This is a genomic window from Sphingomonas sanxanigenens DSM 19645 = NX02 (assembly GCF_000512205.2).
GTDB lineage: Bacteria > Pseudomonadota > Alphaproteobacteria > Sphingomonadales > Sphingomonadaceae > Sphingomonas_D > Sphingomonas_D sanxanigenens.
In genome coordinates this window covers 3,199,354-3,217,198 of sequence record NZ_CP006644.1, presented here as the reverse complement: position 1 = coordinate 3,217,198, position 17,845 = coordinate 3,199,354, and the positions used below count along the sequence as shown (strand labels likewise).

At 66.6% G+C, this 17,845-nt stretch carries 18 protein-coding genes, 2 tRNA genes and 1 pseudogene; 10 read left to right on the top strand and 11 right to left on the bottom strand.

Annotated features, from left to right (window positions below):
* The first annotated feature begins 12 nt into the window (after window positions 1-12).
* Window positions 13-450, top strand: coding sequence for a DUF488 domain-containing protein (locus NX02_RS14790; RefSeq protein ID WP_025292978.1), 438 nt, complete (start codon window positions 13-15; stop codon window positions 448-450).
* A 9-nt stretch (window positions 451-459) separates the two neighbouring features.
* On the opposite strand, the gene NX02_RS33135 is transcribed toward NX02_RS14790, so the two are convergent.
* The 4 genes and pseudogenes from NX02_RS33135 to yaaA form a co-directional block, all read right to left on the bottom strand.
* Window positions 460-1,221 (bottom strand): aspartyl/asparaginyl beta-hydroxylase domain-containing protein, encoded by a 762-nt coding sequence (locus NX02_RS33135; protein WP_039997586.1) that lies wholly within the window; start codon window positions 1,219-1,221, stop codon window positions 460-462.
* Between the two features lie 57 nt (window positions 1,222-1,278).
* Window positions 1,279-1,566: pseudogene (locus NX02_RS33130) on the bottom strand (DUF952 domain-containing protein); the annotation flags it as partial.
* 108 nt (window positions 1,567-1,674) lie between these two features.
* The gene (gene gyrA, locus NX02_RS14780) at window positions 1,675-4,416 is read right to left on the bottom strand and encodes a DNA gyrase subunit A (protein ID WP_025292976.1); all 2,742 of its coding nucleotides are present in this window, start codon (window positions 4,414-4,416) and stop codon (window positions 1,675-1,677) included.
* 135 nt (window positions 4,417-4,551) lie between these two features.
* Window positions 4,552-5,307: a peroxide stress protein YaaA gene (gene yaaA / locus NX02_RS14775; RefSeq protein ID WP_025292975.1), complete on the bottom strand. Its 756-nt coding sequence runs from the start codon at window positions 5,305-5,307 to the stop codon at window positions 4,552-4,554.
* Window positions 5,308-5,525: 218 nt separating this feature from the next.
* On the opposite strand from yaaA, the gene NX02_RS14770 reads away from it, so the two are divergent.
* Entirely contained in the window at window positions 5,526-6,809 is a 1,284-nt protein-coding gene (locus tag NX02_RS14770; protein ID WP_025292974.1) for a hypothetical protein, read from the top strand.
* Between the two features lie 63 nt (window positions 6,810-6,872).
* Here NX02_RS14770 and NX02_RS14765 read toward each other — a convergent pair whose 3' ends face one another.
* The gene (locus tag NX02_RS14765) at window positions 6,873-7,343 is read right to left on the bottom strand and encodes an Lrp/AsnC family transcriptional regulator (RefSeq protein ID WP_025292973.1); all 471 of its coding nucleotides are present in this window, start codon (window positions 7,341-7,343) and stop codon (window positions 6,873-6,875) included.
* 184 nt (window positions 7,344-7,527) lie between these two features.
* Here NX02_RS14765 and NX02_RS14760 point away from each other — a divergent pair.
* From NX02_RS14760 to NX02_RS14750, 3 genes are all read left to right on the top strand, one after another.
* A tRNA-Ile gene (locus NX02_RS14760) sits at window positions 7,528-7,603 on the top strand.
* Between the two features lie 43 nt (window positions 7,604-7,646).
* A tRNA-Pro gene (locus tag NX02_RS14755) sits at window positions 7,647-7,723 on the top strand.
* Window positions 7,724-8,134: 411 nt separating this feature from the next.
* The gene (locus NX02_RS14750; protein ID WP_025292972.1) at window positions 8,135-9,469 is read left to right on the top strand and encodes a cation:proton antiporter; all 1,335 of its coding nucleotides are present in this window, start codon (window positions 8,135-8,137) and stop codon (window positions 9,467-9,469) included.
* On the opposite strand, the gene NX02_RS14745 is transcribed toward NX02_RS14750, so the two are convergent.
* Both NX02_RS14745 and NX02_RS14740 read right to left on the bottom strand, forming a co-directional pair.
* Window positions 9,466-9,969: a MaoC family dehydratase gene (locus NX02_RS14745; RefSeq protein ID WP_025292971.1), complete on the bottom strand. Its 504-nt coding sequence runs from the start codon at window positions 9,967-9,969 to the stop codon at window positions 9,466-9,468. The two genes, NX02_RS14750 and NX02_RS14745, sit on opposite strands and share 4 nt — an antisense overlap.
* Window positions 9,970-9,986: 17 nt before the next feature.
* On the bottom strand, window positions 9,987-10,415 hold the full coding sequence (locus tag NX02_RS14740; protein ID WP_025292970.1) for a hypothetical protein: 429 nt from the start codon (window positions 10,413-10,415) through the stop codon (window positions 9,987-9,989).
* A 98-nt stretch (window positions 10,416-10,513) separates the two neighbouring features.
* Here NX02_RS14740 and NX02_RS14735 point away from each other — a divergent pair, with 98 nt between their 5' ends.
* Entirely contained in the window at window positions 10,514-11,314 is an 801-nt protein-coding gene (locus NX02_RS14735) for a DUF72 domain-containing protein (protein ID WP_025292969.1), read from the top strand.
* A gap of 47 nt (window positions 11,315-11,361) precedes the next feature.
* Here the strand turns inward: NX02_RS14735 and NX02_RS14730 are convergent, their stop codons facing one another.
* From NX02_RS14730 to NX02_RS14715, 4 genes are read right to left on the bottom strand one after another with little or no spacing between them, the layout of a single operon-like run.
* A complete protein-coding gene (locus NX02_RS14730; RefSeq protein ID WP_025292968.1) occupies window positions 11,362-11,865 on the bottom strand; it encodes a hypothetical protein in 504 nt (167 codons plus the stop codon).
* A 36-nt stretch (window positions 11,866-11,901) separates the two neighbouring features.
* Window positions 11,902-12,243, bottom strand: a complete 342-nt coding sequence (locus NX02_RS14725) for a DUF3618 domain-containing protein (protein ID WP_025292967.1) — start codon at window positions 12,241-12,243, stop codon at window positions 11,902-11,904.
* Complete coding sequence (locus NX02_RS14720; RefSeq protein WP_158014028.1) at window positions 12,240-12,644, bottom strand: phage holin family protein; 405 nt, start codon at window positions 12,642-12,644, stop codon at window positions 12,240-12,242. Before NX02_RS14720 ends, NX02_RS14725 begins: the two co-directional genes overlap by 4 nt.
* Window positions 12,645-12,654: 10 nt before the next feature.
* Window positions 12,655-13,284, bottom strand: coding sequence for a hypothetical protein (locus NX02_RS14715; protein WP_025292965.1), 630 nt, complete (start codon window positions 13,282-13,284; stop codon window positions 12,655-12,657).
* 157 nt (window positions 13,285-13,441) lie between these two features.
* Between NX02_RS14715 and eno the strand changes: the two genes are divergently transcribed.
* The 4 genes from eno (at window position 13,442) to NX02_RS14695 (ending at window position 17,759) form a co-directional block, all read left to right on the top strand.
* On the top strand, window positions 13,442-14,716 hold the full coding sequence (eno, locus tag NX02_RS14710; protein ID WP_025292964.1) for a phosphopyruvate hydratase: 1,275 nt from the start codon (window positions 13,442-13,444) through the stop codon (window positions 14,714-14,716).
* Window positions 14,717-14,851: 135 nt separating this feature from the next.
* Complete coding sequence (locus NX02_RS14705; protein ID WP_025292963.1) at window positions 14,852-15,163, top strand: FtsB family cell division protein; 312 nt, start codon at window positions 14,852-14,854, stop codon at window positions 15,161-15,163.
* A 140-nt stretch (window positions 15,164-15,303) separates the two neighbouring features.
* A complete protein-coding gene (pdhA, locus tag NX02_RS14700; protein ID WP_025292962.1) occupies window positions 15,304-16,380 on the top strand; it encodes a pyruvate dehydrogenase (acetyl-transferring) E1 component subunit alpha in 1,077 nt (358 codons plus the stop codon).
* A complete protein-coding gene (locus tag NX02_RS14695; protein ID WP_025292961.1) occupies window positions 16,380-17,759 on the top strand; it encodes a pyruvate dehydrogenase complex E1 component subunit beta in 1,380 nt (459 codons plus the stop codon). Before pdhA ends, NX02_RS14695 begins: the two co-directional genes overlap by 1 nt.
* The last annotated feature ends 86 nt before the right edge of the window (window positions 17,760-17,845 follow it).

Sequence of the window (17,845 nt, the reverse complement as noted above, 5' to 3'; positions counted from 1 at the left end):
TACCTTCCCCTCATGCCAACCCGCATCTTCACCATCGGCTATGAAGGCGCCACGCAGGACCAGTTCGTCGCCACCCTCCAGCAGGCGGGCGTCGAGCAGGTGATCGACGTGCGCGCGGTACCCTTGTCGCGCAAGCCGGGCTTCTCGAAGAATGTCCTCGCGGCGGGGCTGAAGGCGGCCGGCATCGCCTATGTCCATCTGAAGGCATTGGGTACGCCGCCGGAAGGGCGCGAAGCGGCGCGCAAGGGCAATCACGCCGGGCTGGAGCGCGTCTATGCGGGGCAACTCGACCTGCCCGAGGCGCAGGTGCAGGCCGCGCAGATGCTGGAACTCGCCGCCGAGCGCCCCAGCGCCTTGCTCTGCTTCGAGCGCGACCCCGGCATGTGCCACCGCAGTTTGCTGGTGAAAGCCATGGCGCCCGACGCCGAGATCGTCGATCTGATGATTTGACCGCGCGGGTCAGGCCATCGCCCGCTCGGACCAGTCGGTCAGCCCCTGCCGCGCTTCCTGTACGAAGCGCGAGTGGCGCACGCCCTTCAGGAACGCGCCGCCGACCAGCCGGCCGAGCAGCCCCACCGGGCGCCGGAACTGCACGAGCAGGATGATCCGGGTCTCGTCGGTGTCGTTCCAGACCTCGTGCTGGTAGATGTCGTCGAACACGAAGGCCTCGCCCTCGCGCCAGTTCACCTGTTGATCGGCCACGCGCATGCGGCAGTCTTCCGCCTTGCGCGGCACCTGCAGCGCGAGATGGCAGACGAGGATCGCCTTGGTCACGCCGGTATGCGCGGGGATGTGGGTGCCGGGCAGCAGAATCGAGAACAAGGCCGAGTTGATCTCGGGCACCTCGGCGAGCAACGCTGCCGTTTTCGGGCAGGCGGCGCAATTGGCCTCGACGCGATAGCCATAGCCCTGGAAGAAATAGGATCGCCACTTACCCGCCGGCGCGATCCGGCGGTGATCGGGAGAGATCGCGGCGAGCGGCGGCACCTTCTCCAGATCGCCCAGCACTGCCGCGGCCTCGGCGCGGATCGTCTCCCAGTTCGCCTCCAGCCGCGCGATCCAGGGGAAATCCGCCTTGTCGTGGAAGGGCTTGTCGCCGACCTTCGATGATCTGCCGATCAGCGCATTGACCCGAGGCTGCGCCCATTTGCCGAACTTCATCAGCAAGGGCTTCTTCGGCACCAGCTTGGAATTGGGCTTGGGCGCGGAGGGTGGTGGCACCGCCGCGGCTGAGGGTTCGATTCGCGCCGCGACCGAACGTCCCGTCTCCACGCCGCGCACCGCCGCGATCGGCAGCACGCCATAGACGTGCGGAAACAGCGCGCCGCCGCGCGATTCCTCCCAGCGCACGGTGTCGCCGAGCAGCGCGAGGTCGATCGTCAGCACCGCGAGGCCGGACTGGCCGGCGAAATGCTTGTCGAGCGTGCCTTGGAGCTGATCGGCGGCGGAGAGGTGGATATAGCCATCGGCATGATCCACCGGGGCACCGTCGAATGCGCCGGCGGACTCGAACGCAGCCCACTGGTCGGCGGTCAGCACCTTGTAGGCGGTGTCGGGAAGCGTCATCCGGTCGTCTGCCTCGTCATGGCTTGGGCAATCCGCGCCCCCTCAGCATGACGAAGACGGCGCGTAAAGTGTCCAGCCGCACGCCTTCCCGCTTGCGGAAGGGGAAAATCAGGCCTCACCCTCCGATGGCGTCGCGGTATCGTCGCCGCCCTCCGGCGCGCCATCCTCGACGCCCTCGGCCGCATCCTCCTCGCCTTCCTCGATGCGCGCGGCGCTGACGACATGCTCGTTCTTGGCGACCTTGAAGATCGTCACGCCCTGCGTGTTGCGGCCGGCGATGCGGATCTCGGTGACGTCCGTGCGGATCATCTTGGCCTGGTCGGTGACCATCATCAGATGATCGGTGGCGTGGACCGGGAAGCTCGCGACCACCGGCCCGTTGCGCGCCGAGGTCTCGATGTTGGTGATGCCCTGGCCACCGCGGTTGGTGCGCCGATATTCGAACGCCGAGGTGCGCTTGCCATAGCCGTTGGCGGTCACCGTGAGGATGAACTCTTCCGCCGCCGCGAATTCGGCCATGCGCTCGGCCGGCAGGGTCGGCGCGTTGTCGTTTTCCTTCCACGGCGCGGCGCGCAGATAGGCTTCGCGCTCATCGGTGGTGGCATCGAACCCGGCGAGGATCGAGAGCGAGATCACCTCGTCGCCATCCTTCAGGGTGATGCCGCGCACGCCGGTGGAGGTGCGGCTCTGGAACTCGCGCACCGCGGTGGATTCGAAGCGGATCGCCTTGCCCTCGCGGGTCGCCAGCAGCACATCGTCCTGCTCGCTGAGCAGGGCCACGCCGATCAGGCGGTCGCTCTCGCCGTTTCTCGTCGGCGCATCCTCGTCGAAGCGCATCGCGAACTTGCCGTTCGAGGGGATGTTGGCGAACGCATCCATGCTGTTGCGGCGCACGCCGCCATGCGCGGTCGCGAAGATCACGTGCAGGTTCTTCCACTCCTCCTCATTCTCGGGGAGCGGCAGCACGGTTGAGATCGTCTCGCCATCGGCCAGCGGCAGCAGGTTGACCATCGGCCGCCCGCGCGTGGTCGGCGCGCCTTCGGGCAGGCGCCACACCTTCTTGCGATAGACCTTGCCGTGCGTCGAGAAGAACAGCACCGGCGTGTGGGTGCTGGTGACGAACAGGCGGGTGACGACATCCTCGTCCTTGGTCGCCATGCCCGAACGGCCCTTGCCGCCGCGGCGCTGCGCGCGGAACGCGTCGAGCGGGGTGCGCTTGATGTAGCCGCCCATCGTGACGGTGACGACCATCTCCTCGCGCTCGATCAGGTCCTCGTCGTCGATGCCGTCGGCGGAGGGGGCGATGGTGGACTTGCGCGGGGTGGAGAATTCGGCGTCGATCGCGTCGAACTCCGCCGCCATCACCTCGTAGAGGCGGACGCGGTCGGACAGGATGCGCAGCAGTTCGCCGATCGAGTCGGCCAGCTTGGCGAGCTCGTCGCCGATCTCGTCGCGTCCCAGCGCGGTCAGCCGGTGCAGACGCAGGTCGAGGATCGCGCGGACCTGTGTGTCGGAGAGGGTGTAGGTTTCGCCCTCGATCTCCTTCTCCACCGCCTCCACCAGCGCGATGTAGGACGCGATCTCGGCGATCGGCCAGGTCTGCGCGAGCAGCTTGGCGCGCGCCTCGGCCGGGCTGGAGGAGGATCGGATGATCCGCACGACCTGGTCGAGGTTGGTGACGGCGATGACGAGGCCGAGCAGGATATGGGCGCGGTCGCGCGCCTTGTTGAGCTCGAACTTCGACCGGCGGGTGATCACCTCCTCGCGGAACTTCACGAAGGATTCGATGATGTCGCGCAGCGTCAGCACTTCCGGCCGGCCGCCGCGGATCGCCAGCATGTTCGCCGGGAAGCTCGATTGCGCCTGGGTGTGCCGCCAGAGCTGGTTGAGCACCACGTCCGGCGTCGCGTCGCGCTTGAGATCGATCACGATGCGCACGCCGAAGCGGTTCGATTCGTCGCGAATGTCGCTGACGCCCTCGATGCGCTTGTCCTTGGCGGCTTCGGCGATGCCTTCCACCAGCGCGTTCTTGCCGGTCTGGTAGGGGATCTCGGTCAGCACGATCGAGCGGCGGTCGCCCCGGCCCTCCTCGATCACATAGCGCGAGCGGACGATGATCGAGCCCTTGCCGCTGAGATAGGCGTTGCGCGCGCCGCCCTTGCCGAGGATCAGCGCGCCGGTCGGGAAGTCCGGCCCGGGGATGATCTCATGCAGCTCTTCGGAGGTGATCGCGCTGTTCGCCATATAGGCGCGGCAGGCGGCGATGACCTCGCCCAGATTGTGCGGCGGGATGTTGGTCGCCATGCCGACGGCGATGCCGCCCGCGCCGTTGACCAGCAGGTTGGGCCAGCGCGCCGGCAGCACCACCGGCTCCTGCAGCGACCCGTCATAATTGGGCGTGAAGTCGACGGTATCCTTGTCGATATCCTCGAGCAAGGTCATCGCCACCTTGGCGAGGCGCGCCTCGGTGTAGCGCATCGACGCGGGCAGATCGGGGTCCATCGAACCGAAATTGCCCTGGCCATCGATCAGCGGCACGCGCATCGACCAGTCCTGCGCGAGACGCGCGAGCGCCATGTAGATCGCGGAGTCGCCGTGCGGGTGGTAGTTGCCCATCACGTCGCCGACGATCTTGGCCGATTTGCGATAGGCGCGGCCGGGGACGAAGCCGCCTTCCTGGCTGGCATAGAGGATACGGCGATGGACCGGCTTCATGCCGTCGCGCACGTCCGGCAGCGCGCGGGAAACGATCACCGACATTGCATAGTCGAGATAGCTCGACTTCATCTCGTCGACGATGTTGATCGGGCGGATGTCGGAGGGGTCGGCGAGCGGAGTCTCGTCGGTCAAGGCCGTGCTTTCGGGTTATGTGATGGAATGATGACGCTCTAGCCGACCGGGAAGGGGAATACCAGTCGCGCGTGTACGCGTGCGCGCGTACACGCGCGCGGATAGCGTTGGCTGCAGGCGGCAGCGCGGTGGCCCTCAGCGGCGGACGAAGCGCCAGAGGTCGTCGGTGGAGCCTTCCGGATCGAAGGCATAGCCGTCGATGTCGAAGCCCTTGAGCGCTTGCGGATCGGCATGGTGGTGCTCGCACACATAGCGCGCCATCATGCCGCGGGCGCGCTTGGCGCCGAAGCTGTTGAAGCGCAGGCCCTGGGGCCCCTGTTCGCGGAAGTCGATCGTGACGACGCGGATGTCGCCGGGCAGCCGGCCCTCGACGGCGCCCCAATATTCCTTGCTGGCGAGGTTGATCACCACGCCCGAACCCTGCGCGCGGGCGTCCTCGGCCAGCCGGTCGGCGATGCGGTTTCCCCAGAAGCCGTAGAGATCGGCGCTGCCCACCGCCCAGCGCGTGCCCATCTCCAACCGGTAGGGGCGGATCGCGTCGAGCGGGCGCAACAGGCCGTAGAGCCCCGAAAGGATGCGCAGATGATCCTGCGCGAAGCCGATCGCTTCCGCGCCGAGGCTGCGTGCCTCGAAGCCGGTATAGACGTCTCCGGCGAAGGCGTAGATCGCGGGGCGGGTCGGCTGGCGATGGAAATCGCGATAGCGCTCCGCGTTCAACGTCGCGAGCGGTTCCGAGATGCGCATCAGCCTGCGCAGTGTCGGCACGGTCAGCGTGGCGGCGCCGGCGGCGAGCGCCGCCGTCTGTTCGACGAAGCGTGGCGCAGTTTCATCGACCGGAGGAAACGGTTTGGCGTAATCGAGCGTTTTGGCGGGAGAGATTATGGCAAGCATGGAGGCGCGGGCCTTAGACGGCGGTCGTCGTGCGGGCAAGCGGTTGCGGGGGAACGGTTCAAGGATGGTTCAGCGCGCATGAGGCAAGGCGGTGCGATACGCGGGGCGCGCGACATGGGTTTTGGGCGGTTTGGCTTGTGCGGTTCGCACGGCCGGATTAGCAGACCGCCAAAGGGTTAGCGCCGCCCTCGCGGGCATGTTCAAGGAGACTGACTGGCATGAAGCTGATTTCGAAAGCGGCGATGGCGACCGCGCTTGCGCTGGGTGGCGTCGCGATGCTCGGCGCGCCGGCGACTGCCGCCAAGAAGGAAAAGAAGGAAGAGGGCCCGAAGCTCGAGATGAGCAACGAGTTCCGCAAACCGGCTGGCGAGGCGCAGGCTGCGCTCGCGGCAAACGACCTCGCGACGGCCAAGGCGAAGATCACCGAGGCTGCGGCGCTCGCGAAGAACCCGGACGAAAAATATGTGTCGGCGCAGATCCTGCTGCAGATCGGCCTGCAGTCGAAGGACGAGGCCGTCCAGTCCGAGGCGATCACCGCGATGATCGACAGCGGCCGCGTGCCGGCCGCCGATCTGCCGAAGTTCAAGTTCTACGCAGGCAAGTTCGCGTACGACAAGAAGGACTATGCCAAGTCCAAGGCGCTGCTGACCGAGGCCGAGCAGGCCGGCTACACCGGCACCGACCTCTATCTGCTGCTCGCTGAGGCGAACGCCAATTCGGGCGCCGCGCCGCAGGGCCTCGGCTATATCGAAAAGGCGATCGCCGCGGAGAAGGCGGCCGGCAAGCCGGTGCCGGAGGAATGGTACAAGCGGGGCATCTCGATCGCCTATCAGGCGAAGCTGATGCCGGAGGTGGCCAAGTGGACGCGCCTCAACGTGCAGGCCTTCCCGACCCCGGAGAACTGGCGCACCGCGCTGGTGATCTATCGCGACAATACCAACCTCGACAACCAGTCGATGCTGGACCTGATGCGCCTGATGCGGCTCACCAAGTCGCTCGCGGGTGAGCGCGACTATTTCGAATATGCCAATTCGGCGTTCGAGCGCGGCATCTATGGCGAGGCCAAGTCGGTGATCGACGAGGGCAAGGCCGGTGGCATGCTCAACACGAGCAATCAGGCGATTTCGGACGTCTATACGCAGGCGAGCTCGAAGATCGCGGCGGACAAGAAGGAACTCGCCGCGGCCGAGCGCGAAGCCAGCACGTCCAACAACTTCCGCGTCGCCTCGGGAACCGCGGATGCGCTGATGGGCTATGGCGAGGATGCGCGCGCGATCCCGCTCTACAAGATCGCGCTGCAGAAGGGCGCGACCGACAAGGACACGATCAACACCCGTATCGGCATCGCCTCGGTGCGTTCGGGCAATATCGCCGGCGCCCGCGAGGCGTTTGCGCAGGTCAATGCCAGCGGCCCGCGCGGCCCGCTGGTGTCCTACTGGACGCTGTATCTCGATCAGCGTGGCGGCGGCGCCACCGCCTCGGCAGCCCCGACCGGCAACTGATCGCTTAGCGATCGACGCGAAACGACGCCCCCGAACCTGCAGGTTCGGGGGCGTCGTCGTCGATCAGTCCACGGGCACGCCCGGCAGCAGCTTCGACGAACGCATCGTCAGCGAGGTCTTGACGTTGACCACGTTGGGAGCGGGCGTGAGCTTGGTGGTCAGGAAGTTCTGGAATGCCTGAAGGTCATGCGCGACGACCTTGAGGATGAAGTCGATCTCGCCGCTCAGCATGTGGCATTCGCGGATTTCGGGAAGCTGTGCGACATGCTCTTCGAAGGCGCGCAGATCCGCTTCGGCCTGGCTGCGAAGGCTCACCAGCGCGAAGCCGGTGATCGCATAGCCAAGCGCCGCGGGGTCCAGCATGGCATGATAGCCGCGGATCACGCCGGCTTCCTCGAGCCCGCGGACCCGGCGAAGGCAGGGCGGCGCGGTGAGGCCAACGCGTGCGGCAAGCTCGACATTGGTCATGCGGCCGGTGTCCTGCAACGCAGTCAGGATCTTGCGGTCGATATCATCGATATGAGGGGCAGGCATCTATTCTTTCCGTTCACAACGTTGCGCACAGGCATAATTATGTTGCGAGCGAATGCAAATGGTCGGCGACGAGCCGATCGTCATTAAACTTACAAATGCAACCGAATCGAATTTCAGCCGATGGTTCAGATGGCTGGTCTTGCCACGCCGGCCCGCCCTCCGCTATCGCGGGCGCCGGACGCGGGGGCCTGTAGCTCAATGGTTAGAGCTGGCCGCTCATAACGGCTAGGTTGCGGGTTCGAGTCCTGCCGGGCCCACCACGTTCTTGCGCTTTGCAGGGTGAAGCGCCTAAGGCCGCCGGGGCGGGGAGTAGCGCAGTCTGGTAGCGCATCTGCTTTGGGAGCAGAGGGTCGCAGGTTCGAATCCTGTCTCCCCGACCATTTTGAAAGGCGAACCTGCCCGCTTCGCCTCCAGCGTTGGCGAGCGGTGCGGCCGCCGCCGTTGCCGGTAGCGGACTGCTGCCCTGGGCGAATGTCCAGCAAAGGACGCGCGCCATCCGCCTGCGCCCGACAAATGACGAGAAGGTCATGCTCTACCGTCATTCCTGCGACGAAGGTCGTACATGGCAGCGGCAGGGCGCGCGCGCGAAATTCTCCAGCACCGTACAGCAATGTGCTCGGCGCGTTCTTCCCCCGCCATCTGGATCTACGTAGCGGATGCCCGGCGGGCGCAGTTGCGCGATTTTCGCTATTGCTGTCCGCCGGCTTTCGCATAGTCAACGATCGGAGAACTACGAGACCGGCGGCGGCTCACGGCGCAGTCGCAGGCCGGTCCGGCAGGGGGGATGATCGGTGAGAGAGACGTTCGACAGCCTGGTCCACACCGTTTCGAACCTGCTTGACCCCCACGGACCCGATGGCAGCTTCGCGCCGGGCGACTACAGCATCCATTTCTTCCTGCAGCTCGCCGTCATCCTCATCGCCTGCTTCCTGTGCGGCCGCCTCGTGACCCTGCTTCGCCAGCCGCCGGTGGTGGGGGAGATGATCGCCGGCGTGGTGCTGGGCCCGTCGCTGCTCGGCCTGCTGTTCCCCGGCCTGCAGGCGGCGATCTTCCCCCCCGAGACGCGTAACCTGCTCTATGCGGGCGCGCAGCTGGGGGTGGGGCTCTACATGTTCATCGTCGGCACGACCCTTCGGACCGATCATTTCCGTTCCAAGGGGCCGACCGCATTTGCCGTGTCGATCGCCGGCATCGCCGCGCCCTTCGGTTTCGCGGTGCTGATCACGCCGTTGCTGCTGGACGTGCCGGGGTTGTTCGCGCCCGGCATCGGCCGGGCGAACGCGACCTTGTTCCTGGGCGCGTGCATCGCGCTGACCGCGTTCCCGATGCTCGCGCGGATCATCAACGAACGCGGCCTCGCCAATTCCTCGCTCGGCACCCTATCCCTGACTGCCGGCGCGTTCGACGATGCCTGTTCGTGGTGCGTGCTGGCGATCGTGCTCGCCGCCTTCGGTGGCGGCCCGGGCGTGGCGGTGCTCGCGATCGGCGGCGGGCTGGCGTGGGCGGCATTCCTGTTCTTTTTCGGACCGCGGATCCTGGCACCGCTCGGCCGTGCGGTGGAGCGCGCGGGCAGGATGACCGCGACGCATCTCGCCATCGTGATGATCGCGTTCTGCCTATCGGCGCTGCTGATGGATCTGGTCGGCATCCACGCGATCTTCGGCGGCTTCGCGATGGGCGCGGTGATGCCGCGCGGGCTGCTGACCGAGGAGATCAAGCGCAAGATCGAACCGCTGACGGTGGTGCTGCTGCTGCCGATGTTCTTCACCTACTCGGGGCTCAACACCCGGCTTGATGTCATGAATTCCGCTGACCTGCTGCTGATCGCCGCGCTCATCCTGATCGCATCGATCCTGGCCAAGGCAGGCGCGTGCTACATCGCTGCGCGGCTCTGCGGCGAGGAGAACAGCGTGGCTTTGGGGATCGCCGCGCTGATGAACGCGCGCGGCCTGATGGAGCTGATCATCATCAATATCGGGCTGCAGAAGGGCATCATCGGCCCGGCGCTGTTCGCGATCCTCGTGTTGATGGCGATCGTCACCACGATGATGGCCAATCCCATGTTCGATGTCGTGATGCGCCGGACAGGACAGCGCGGGCAGGCCGAGCCGGCCGCCGGGGTCTAGCTTCCGGAGGGTGGGTGAGCGGCTGCCGCTTCCGCAATCGGCGCTGGGACAGGCCGGCGCTTGGGGAGTTGGATAAGGTTGAGGAAGGACATGACGACGTCGCCATCCTGATTGGCGGCGGTGATCCGCATCGAGATCGTGCCGCGATCCGGCTTGCTGCGGGACGGCGCGATCTCGACGATCTCGCGGGTCACGCTCAGCACGTCGCCGGGGCGGACGGCCTTGCGCCATTGCAGATCGTCCACCTTCAGCCCCAGCAGCGGCGTCTGCCCGAATGGCGCCTTGTCGACGAAATCGCGCATCAGCGCCGCTGCGACGTGCCAGCCGCTTGCGATGATGCCGCCGAACCGCCCGCTCGCCGCTTCCGCCTTGTCGACATGCATGGGCTGCGGATCGAACTCCTGCGCGAAGCGGATGATGTCCGCCTCGCGCATCTCGATCGGCCCGCCATGCCAGGTCTGGCCGACGACAAGATCGTCAAGGAAGAGGTCTTTGCCCATCTCGCTGTTTCCCCGCGTCACAGCGAATCGTCCGCCCGGCGATAGAGTTGCCAGCAGGTCCCGGCCTTGCGGAAGAGGTAGCGGACCTGCGCGTCGGTGTCGGGCTTGCGCAGCGTGACGACATGGTCGCCATCCACGCCGTTGCTGACGGTCAGCTGCAGGCCGTCGCGCCTCTGCTGGGCGGCACTGGGCATCACCGGGAAGGCGCGGGCCGCGCCGGCCAGGCGCTCGGTGACCGGAGCCGGCTCGGGTTCGGCGGCCGGATCGATCGATTCGCTGAACAGCGGATCGGCGGTGAACGCGCGCTGGATGGCGACGTCGTCGGCAAATGCGGTTACGAAGGCGGAGAAATCCTTCGCGGGGCAAGCGGTGGCGGCCTGCGCCGCGGGCGCGACCGGCGCACTGGCAAGGATGATGGCGGTGGCGCTGAGAAGGCGGTTGATCATGGTCTCTGGGTCATCCGGATACGCTGGAATCGAAGCTAAGCTTTTGAATATCGGCCAGCTTGATGACAAGCTGTGACGAAAGTCATGGAGAGAAGCGAATGGCGGGCAGCATCCGGGTCGGCATCGGGGGATGGACCTATGAGCCGTGGCGCGGCACCTTCTACCCGCCCAAGCTGGCGCAGGCGCGCGAACTGGAACATGCCGCAAGCCGTGTGACGGCGATCGAGATCAACGGCACCTATTATCGCCTGCAATCGCCCAAGAGCTTCGCGGGCTGGGCGAAGGCCGTGCCCGACGGGTTCCAGTTCAGCGTGAAAGCCTCCCGCTACTGCACCAACCGCAAGGATCTGCGCGAGGCAGCGGAGTCGATCGCAAAGTTCGTCGACCAGGGGCTGGTCGAGCTCGGCGATCGGCTCGGCCCCATCCTCTGGCAGTTCGCGACGACCAAGCGCTATGAAGAGGACGAGTTCAAGGCGTTCCTTGCGATGCTGCCGGCGGCGCATCGCGGCGTGCCGCTGCGCCATGCGGTCGAACCGCGGCATGAGAGCTTCCGCGATCCCGGCTTCGTCGCGATGCTCCGGAAGGCGGGTGTCGCGCTCGTCTTTGCCGATGCGGAGGATCATCCCTGCTTCGCCGACCAGACCGCGGATTTCGTCTATGCCCGCCTTCAGGATGCGAAGGAGGATCAGCCGACCGGCTATACCCCCGGCGCGCTGGACCACTGGACGGCGATCGCGCGGGACTGGGCGGCGGGCGGGGCACCCGACGGCCTGCCTTATGTCGACGCGACCGATGCGAGCGCCAGCGGCCAGCGCGACGTGTTCATATTCATGATCAACGGCGCCAAGGTGCGGGCGCCAGCGGCGGCCGAAGCGATGCTGGAGCGGCTGAGCGGGTGAATTCGTGTGTCCTCCCCGATGCAGCGCACCGGGGAGGACGCACGGGTTCAGGCGCCCTTGACCTTCTCCGCCGCAGCGGTGCCCGCGCTGCCGGCGGCCTTCACGACGCCGTCGAGCAGGCTGCTGGCCTGGGCCTTTGCGTTTTCCTTGCTGATGCCGAGCGAATCGAGATGCTCGACGCCCGCCGCGCGCGCGGCCTTCACGGCCTCGCCGGCGCGATCGTGGATCGTGCGGCTGACATCGCCCAGCAATTCCTCTTCGCGGCGGGTGCGCGGGAGCAGCGTGCCGGCGAGCGCGCCGAGCGCGAGGCCGCCGACGAGCACCGCCAGCGGATTGTCCTGCACCGCATCGCCGGCCTTGCGCGTCGCGCTGGCGGCACCGCGCTTGGTCGCGTCGACCGCCTCCGCGGCCTTGGTGCGCGTCGTGTCGTAGGCGCCTTCGGCCTTCGCCTTCACCGTCGCCACGGCGTCGCTGGTCGCGGTGCGCGCACTCTCTGCGGTTTCGCTCGCGAAGGCCTTGGCCTTCTCGACACCTTCGCTGACCTTGCTCATCTCGTCCTGTCTCCTGTCATGCGGATCGCGCCGCGGTCAACCGATGCTCTCGCCGACCATCCGCGCATTCAACTCGTCATCATCGGGTTCGGTTTCACGCCGGAACAACCGCCCCGCCGCCTTCATCGCCTTGTCGCGAAAAAGCAGGAGGCCGACGCCGGCGACGAATCCTGCGGCAGCGGCGGGGCGTTGCCGGATCGTCTCTACCGTGTCCTGAGCGAAAGCAGTGGCGCGTTCCCTGATTTCTTCGGTCGCTTCCTGCATCAGCGCCTTGGGCGTCAGCCGCTTCTGCAGCGCGATCATCGTCGTCGTCAGCTGCTGGCGCGCGGCCTTCGACTTGGCCTCCGCCACGCGCAACTCCTCGATCGCCCGGCTCATCGACCGCCTCCGAGATCAGGCTCGGCCGGCGAGGCGTCTGGATCGGTGGCCTTGCGCAATTTGGCCAACGCCACCCGCACCAGGATCCAAGCGAGCGCGAGTGCCAGGCCGATCACGACCGCCACCGCGCCGACGCGTCCCAGATAGGGCGCAAGGATGAAGATCAGACCCACCAGCAAAGCGATTGCGCTCGCCAAAAGGATCACCGCGGCGACCGCAATCATCGCGACCGCCGTGCGCGCCTCGACGAGCCGCGCAATCGCCTGCGCGCGATACAGCCTGATTTCGGCCCTGACGAAATTCTCGCCATCGTCGACGAGCTGCGACAGCAGCGTGCCGATCGACGAATCTTCCGGACCTGACGCGGCGGGTTCCACGACCGAGTCCACCCCCTCGCTCACCCCCATGCCTTCAGACGACGGGGGGCACGGAAGGTGGGCTGTCCGCGAAGCCGGACGTCACCGGTTGCGGAGCGACGGGGGAGGGCGGTGTGTATGTCGGCTCTTCAGCCACCGGTGCTTCGCCAAGGCCGGCCTTGACCAGCCGCGCGAGGACGAAGCCCAAGGCGGCCGCGGTGCCGATCGCCACCGCCGGGCTCTTCTTCACGAACCCGCGCGCATCCTCGAACAACGCGTCGACATCCTTGTCGCGCAGTTGGGCGGCGACGCCCGAGACCATGTCGGCGGCAGAGCGGGCATAGCCGCCATATTGCACGCCGAGCCGCTCATCGACGGTTTCGGCCGCCTCGCTGATCAGCCTGGCAAATTCGTCAAGCGTTGTGGTCGCCTTTTCCTTGCCCTCGGTGGCGACTTCACGCGCCTTGTCCGTCGCCTGGCCCTTGAGCTTGCTGGCTTCCGCACGGACCTTTTCGCTGGCGTCCCTTGCTGCAGCCTTGGTCGCATCGACGGCCGGCCTGGCGGCCGCCGAGAGCTTTTCGGTCGCGGCCTTCACGGCCTCCGCGCTGCGGTTGGCGGTGCTTGCCGCCGGCTCGCTCGTCACGCCCTCGGGGGTGCCGTTGAACTCTGCACGCTCGTCGGTCATGTCGCTCCTCGCATCTCGATCGCTGATGTCATTCCTTCCCCACAACATTCGGTGTCGTAGCGCGGTTCCGCCCGGCGGGCGATAATTGCGCCGAGGCGCTCCCGTCGATAGAGGCCGGTCGATAACATCCGCCACGCCTGAAAGGAACGCAACCGAAATGACTGCGATCACCGACATCCGCGCGCGCCAGATCATCGACAGCCGGGGCAATCCGACGGTCGAGGTCGACGTGACCCTCGAGGACGGGGCGTTCGGCCGCGCCGCGGTGCCCTCGGGCGCATCGACGGGGGCCTATGAGGCGGTCGAGAAGCGCGACGGCGACAAGACGATGTGGCTGGGCAAGGGCGTGTCGCAGGCGGTGGATGCCGTCAACGGCGTGCTGTCAGAGGCATTGCTGGGCATCGACGCGGAGGACCAGGCCGAGGTCGACGCGACGATGATCGCGCTCGACGGTTCGGCGAACAAGGGCGTGCTGGGGGCCAACGCGATTCTCGGCGTCAGCCTCGCCGCCGCCAAGGCGGCCGCGGAATCGCGCGGGTTGCCGCTCTATCGCTATGTCGGCGGCGTTTCGGCGCATGTCCTGCCGGTGCCGATGATGAACATCATCAATGGCGGCGCGCACGCCGACAACCCGATCGACTTCCAGGAATTCATGGTGATGCCGGTCGGCGCGCCGACCTTGTTCGATGCGGTGCGCTGCGGCTCCGAGATCTTCCACACGCTCAAGAAGGCGCTGCACGACAAGGGTCTCGCGACCGCGGTGGGTGACGAGGGCGGCTTTGCGCCGAACCTCGCCAGCCCGGCCGACGCGCTGGACTTCATCATGCGTTCGATCGAGGCGGCGGGCTACACGCCGGGCGACGATGTGATGCTCGCGCTCGATTGCGCCGCCACCGAATTCCACAAGGATGGCGCCTATCATCTGGACGGCGAGGGCCGCGTGCTCTCACCCGACGAGATGGCCGCCTATCTCGCCGATCTGTGCGCGAAGTATCCGATCGCCTCGATCGAGGACGGCATGGGCGAGGACGATCGCTACGGCTGGAAGACGCTGACCGACCTGATCGGCGACAAGGTGCAGCTGGTGGGTGACGATCTGTTCGTCACCAACCCGGCGCGCCTGGCGGACGGCATCAAGGAAGGCCTCGCCAACTCGCTGCTCGTCAAGGTCAACCAGATCGGCACGCTCACCGAGACGCTGGAGGCGGTCTCCATGGCGCAGCGCGCCGGCTATACCGCGGTCATGTCGCACCGCTCGGGCGAGACCGAGGATTCGACGATCGCCGACCTCGCCGTCGCCACCAACTGCGGCCAGATCAAGACCGGCAGCCTTGCCCGGTCGGATCGGCTCGCCAAGTACAACCAGTTGATCCGCATCGAGGAGGAGCTGGGATCTGTGGCGCGTTATGCCGGCCGCAGCATCTTCGGCTGAGTCCTCCGGCTGAAATAATATCGTCTACGCAACGATCCGCGCGGTCCGCCGCTTCGGCGGCGGATCGCGCGGTGTGCGTGCCGATCCGCGCAAACCCCGCTTGATTCCGCGAGTCGCATGTGATTCAAGGGCGGGGTGACCAAGGCGCGTAAACTTCCGACATTGCTTGCATCGGCCGCCGGCCCGGCGTTCGCGCTGCTCGTGATCGCCTTCTTCGGCGGCTATGCGGTGCTGGGTTCCAACGGCGTGCTCGCCTGGAGCGATTACAAGCGCCAGATCGGCGTGCGCAGCGCCGAGCTCGAGCGGCTCAAGGCCCAGAAGGCGGTGCTTGCCAATCGCGTCGACCTGCTCGATCCCCGGCATGCCAATCCCGATATGGTCGACGAACTGGTCCGCAAGGAGCTCGGCGTCGCGCACCCCGATGAGGTCATCATCCCCTTGAAATAAGGCGGATGCGGTCTGACAGGCCGGGCGTTGTGACGTTCCGGACATCAAATATGTCGGACAAGCTTTTGCCGGGGCGTTGCGCACTGCGTCAAACGACGCCTATAGACGGCCCGACGAACCCACCGACAGGGATGACGTTCTTGGCAAAACCGACCACTCCCCGGCGCGGCAAGGCCGCTGCGCCTGCCCCCGCAGCAGAAGCGACGCCGCTCCCCAATCGCGAACGTCCGCCCGAACCGGCCCGCTACGAAGCGAGCCAGGAAGAGTTGCTGGCCTTCTATCGTGAAATGCTGCTGATCCGCCGCTTCGAAGAGCGGGCCGGCCAGCTTTACGGCCTGGGCCTGATCGGTGGCTTCTGCCACCTCTATATCGGTCAGGAAGCCGTTGCCGTCGGCCTGCAGTCCGCGCTCGAAGTCGGCAAGGACAGCGTGATCACCGGTTACCGCGATCACGGCCACATGCTCGCCTATGGCATCGATCCCAAGGTGATCATGGCCGAGCTGACCGGTCGCGAGGCTGGCATCAGCCGCGGCAAGGGCGGCTCGATGCACATGTTCTCGACCGAGCATCGTTTCTATGGCGGCCACGGCATCGTCGGCGCGCAGGTCTCGCTCGGCACCGGCCTGGCGTTCGGCCATAAATATTCGAACGATGGCGGCGTCGCGATGGCCTATTTCGGCGATGGCGCGGCCAACCAGGGCCAGGTCTACGAGAGCTTCAACATGGCGGAGCTCTGGAAGCTCCCGATCATCTTCGTGATCGAGAACAACCAGTACGCCATGGGCACGAGCGTCAACCGCTCGTCGGCCGAGGACCAGCTCTATCGCCGCGGCGACAGCTTCCGCATCCCCGGCCTCCAGGTCGACGGCATGGACGTGCTCGCGGTGCGTGGCGCGGCCAATGTCGCGGTCGACTGGGTCCGTTCGGGCAAGGGCCCGATCCTGCTCGAACTCAAGACCTATCGCTATCGCGGCCACTCGATGTCGGACCCCGCCAAATATCGCTCGCGCGAGGAAGTGCAGGCGGTGCGCGACAAGTCCGATCCGATCGAGGGCGTGAAGCGCGAGCTCGAGGCGCTCGGCGTCGGCGAGGACGCGCTGAAGGATATCGACAAGGAAATCCGCAAGATCGTCAGCGATGCCGCGGAGTTTGCCGAAACCTCGCCCGAGCCGCCGCTCTCCGACCTCTACACTGACGTCCTGGTGGAAACCTACTGATGGCCCTCGAACTCAAGATGCCCGCGCTGTCCCCGACGATGGAGGAAGGAACGCTTTCGAAGTGGCTCGTCAAGGAAGGCGACGAGGTCAAGTCCGGCGACATCCTCGCCGAGATCGAGACCGACAAGGCGACGATGGAGTTCGAGGCCGTCGATGAAGGCACGATCTCCAGGATCCTGGTCGCCGAGGGTACGGACGGCGTGAAGGTCGGCACCGTCATCGCGCTGATCGGCGGCGAGGGTGAAGAGGCCGCCGAGGCGCCCGCAGCGGCGCCGGCACCGGCCCCAGCGGAAGAGCCCAAGGCCGAAGCGCCCAAGCCGGCGGAATCGGGCGTCGCCAAGCTGGCAGTGGAAGCGAAGGCCAAGGTCGCCGATCCGGCGATCCCGGCGGGCACCGAGATGGTCAAGACGACCGTTCGCGAAGCGCTGCGCGACGCGATGGCCGAAGAGATGCGCGCCGACGACCGCATCTTCGTGATGGGTGAAGAGGTTGCCGAATATCAGGGCGCCTACAAGGTAACGCAGGGCCTGCTCGACGAGTTCGGCCCGCGCCGTGTGATCGATACGCCGATCACCGAATATGGCTTCGCCGGCATCGGCACGGGCGCCGCGATGGGCGGCCTGCGGCCGGTCATCGAGTTCATGACGTTCAACTTCGCCATGCAGGCGATCGATCACATCATCAACTCGGCGGCCAAGACCAACTATATGTCCGGCGGCCAGATGCGCTGCCCGATCGTGTTCCGTGGCCCGAACGGCGCCGCGGCGCGCGTCGGCGCGCAGCACAGCCAGAACTACGGCCCGTGGTATGCCGCGGTTCCCGGCCTGATCGTGATCGCGCCCTATGACGCCGCCGATGCCAAGGGCCTCCTCAAGGCGGCGATCCGCTCCGAGGATCCGGTCGTCTTCCTCGAGAACGAACTGCTCTACGGCCGCAGCTTCGATGTGCCCAAGCTCGACGATTACGTCCTGCCGATCGGCAAGGCGCGGATCATGCGCGAGGGCAAGGACGTCACCATCGTCAGCTATTCGATCGGCGTCGGCCTCGCGCTCGACGCGGCCGAGACGCTGGCGGGCGAGGGCATCGATGCCGAGGTGATCGACCTGCGCACGCTGCGTCCGCTCGACACCGCGACGGTGCTGGAAAGCCTGGCCAAGACCAACCGTATGGTCGTGGTCGAGGAAGGCTGGCCGGTCTGCTCGATCTCCAGCGAGATCCTCGCGGTGGCGATGGAGCAGGGCTTCGACGATCTCGACGCGCCGGTGCTGCGCGTGACCAACGAGGATGTTCCGCTGCCCTATGCGGCGAACCTCGAAAAGGCCGCGCTGGTCGATGCCGCGCGCGTCGTCGAGGCGGCCAAGAAGGTCTGCTATCGCTGATGGGATACGTCGCTGCCGGGATGGAATGAACCTCATCCCGGCAGCGACGCCCCCACAGCGCACGCTTCCCGGTGGGAAGGTGCTGG

Bases quoted from the DNA above. Each gene is read 5' to 3' on its own strand.
- NX02_RS14790 (WP_025292978.1), top strand. From the start codon at position 13: ATGCCAACCCGCATCTTCACCATCGGCTATGAAGGCGCCACGCAGGAC.
- yaaA (WP_025292975.1), bottom strand. From the start codon at position 5,307: ATGCTTGCCATAATCTCTCCCGCCAAAACGCTCGATTACGCCAAACCG.
- NX02_RS14770 (WP_025292974.1), top strand. From the start codon at position 5,526: ATGAAGCTGATTTCGAAAGCGGCGATGGCGACCGCGCTTGCGCTGGGT.
- NX02_RS14765 (WP_025292973.1), bottom strand. From the start codon at position 7,343: ATGCCTGCCCCTCATATCGATGATATCGACCGCAAGATCCTGACTGCG.
- NX02_RS14745 (WP_025292971.1), bottom strand. From the start codon at position 9,969: ATGGGCAAAGACCTCTTCCTTGACGATCTTGTCGTCGGCCAGACCTGG.
- NX02_RS14740 (WP_025292970.1), bottom strand. From the start codon at position 10,415: ATGATCAACCGCCTTCTCAGCGCCACCGCCATCATCCTTGCCAGTGCG.
- NX02_RS14735 (WP_025292969.1), top strand. From the start codon at position 10,514: ATGGCGGGCAGCATCCGGGTCGGCATCGGGGGATGGACCTATGAGCCG.
- NX02_RS14730 (WP_025292968.1), bottom strand. From the start codon at position 11,865: ATGAGCAAGGTCAGCGAAGGTGTCGAGAAGGCCAAGGCCTTCGCGAGC.
- NX02_RS14725 (WP_025292967.1), bottom strand. From the start codon at position 12,243: ATGAGCCGGGCGATCGAGGAGTTGCGCGTGGCGGAGGCCAAGTCGAAG.
- NX02_RS14715 (WP_025292965.1), bottom strand. From the start codon at position 13,284: ATGACCGACGAGCGTGCAGAGTTCAACGGCACCCCCGAGGGCGTGACG.
- eno (WP_025292964.1), top strand. From the start codon at position 13,442: ATGACTGCGATCACCGACATCCGCGCGCGCCAGATCATCGACAGCCGG.
- NX02_RS14695 (WP_025292961.1), top strand. From the start codon at position 16,380: ATGGCCCTCGAACTCAAGATGCCCGCGCTGTCCCCGACGATGGAGGAA.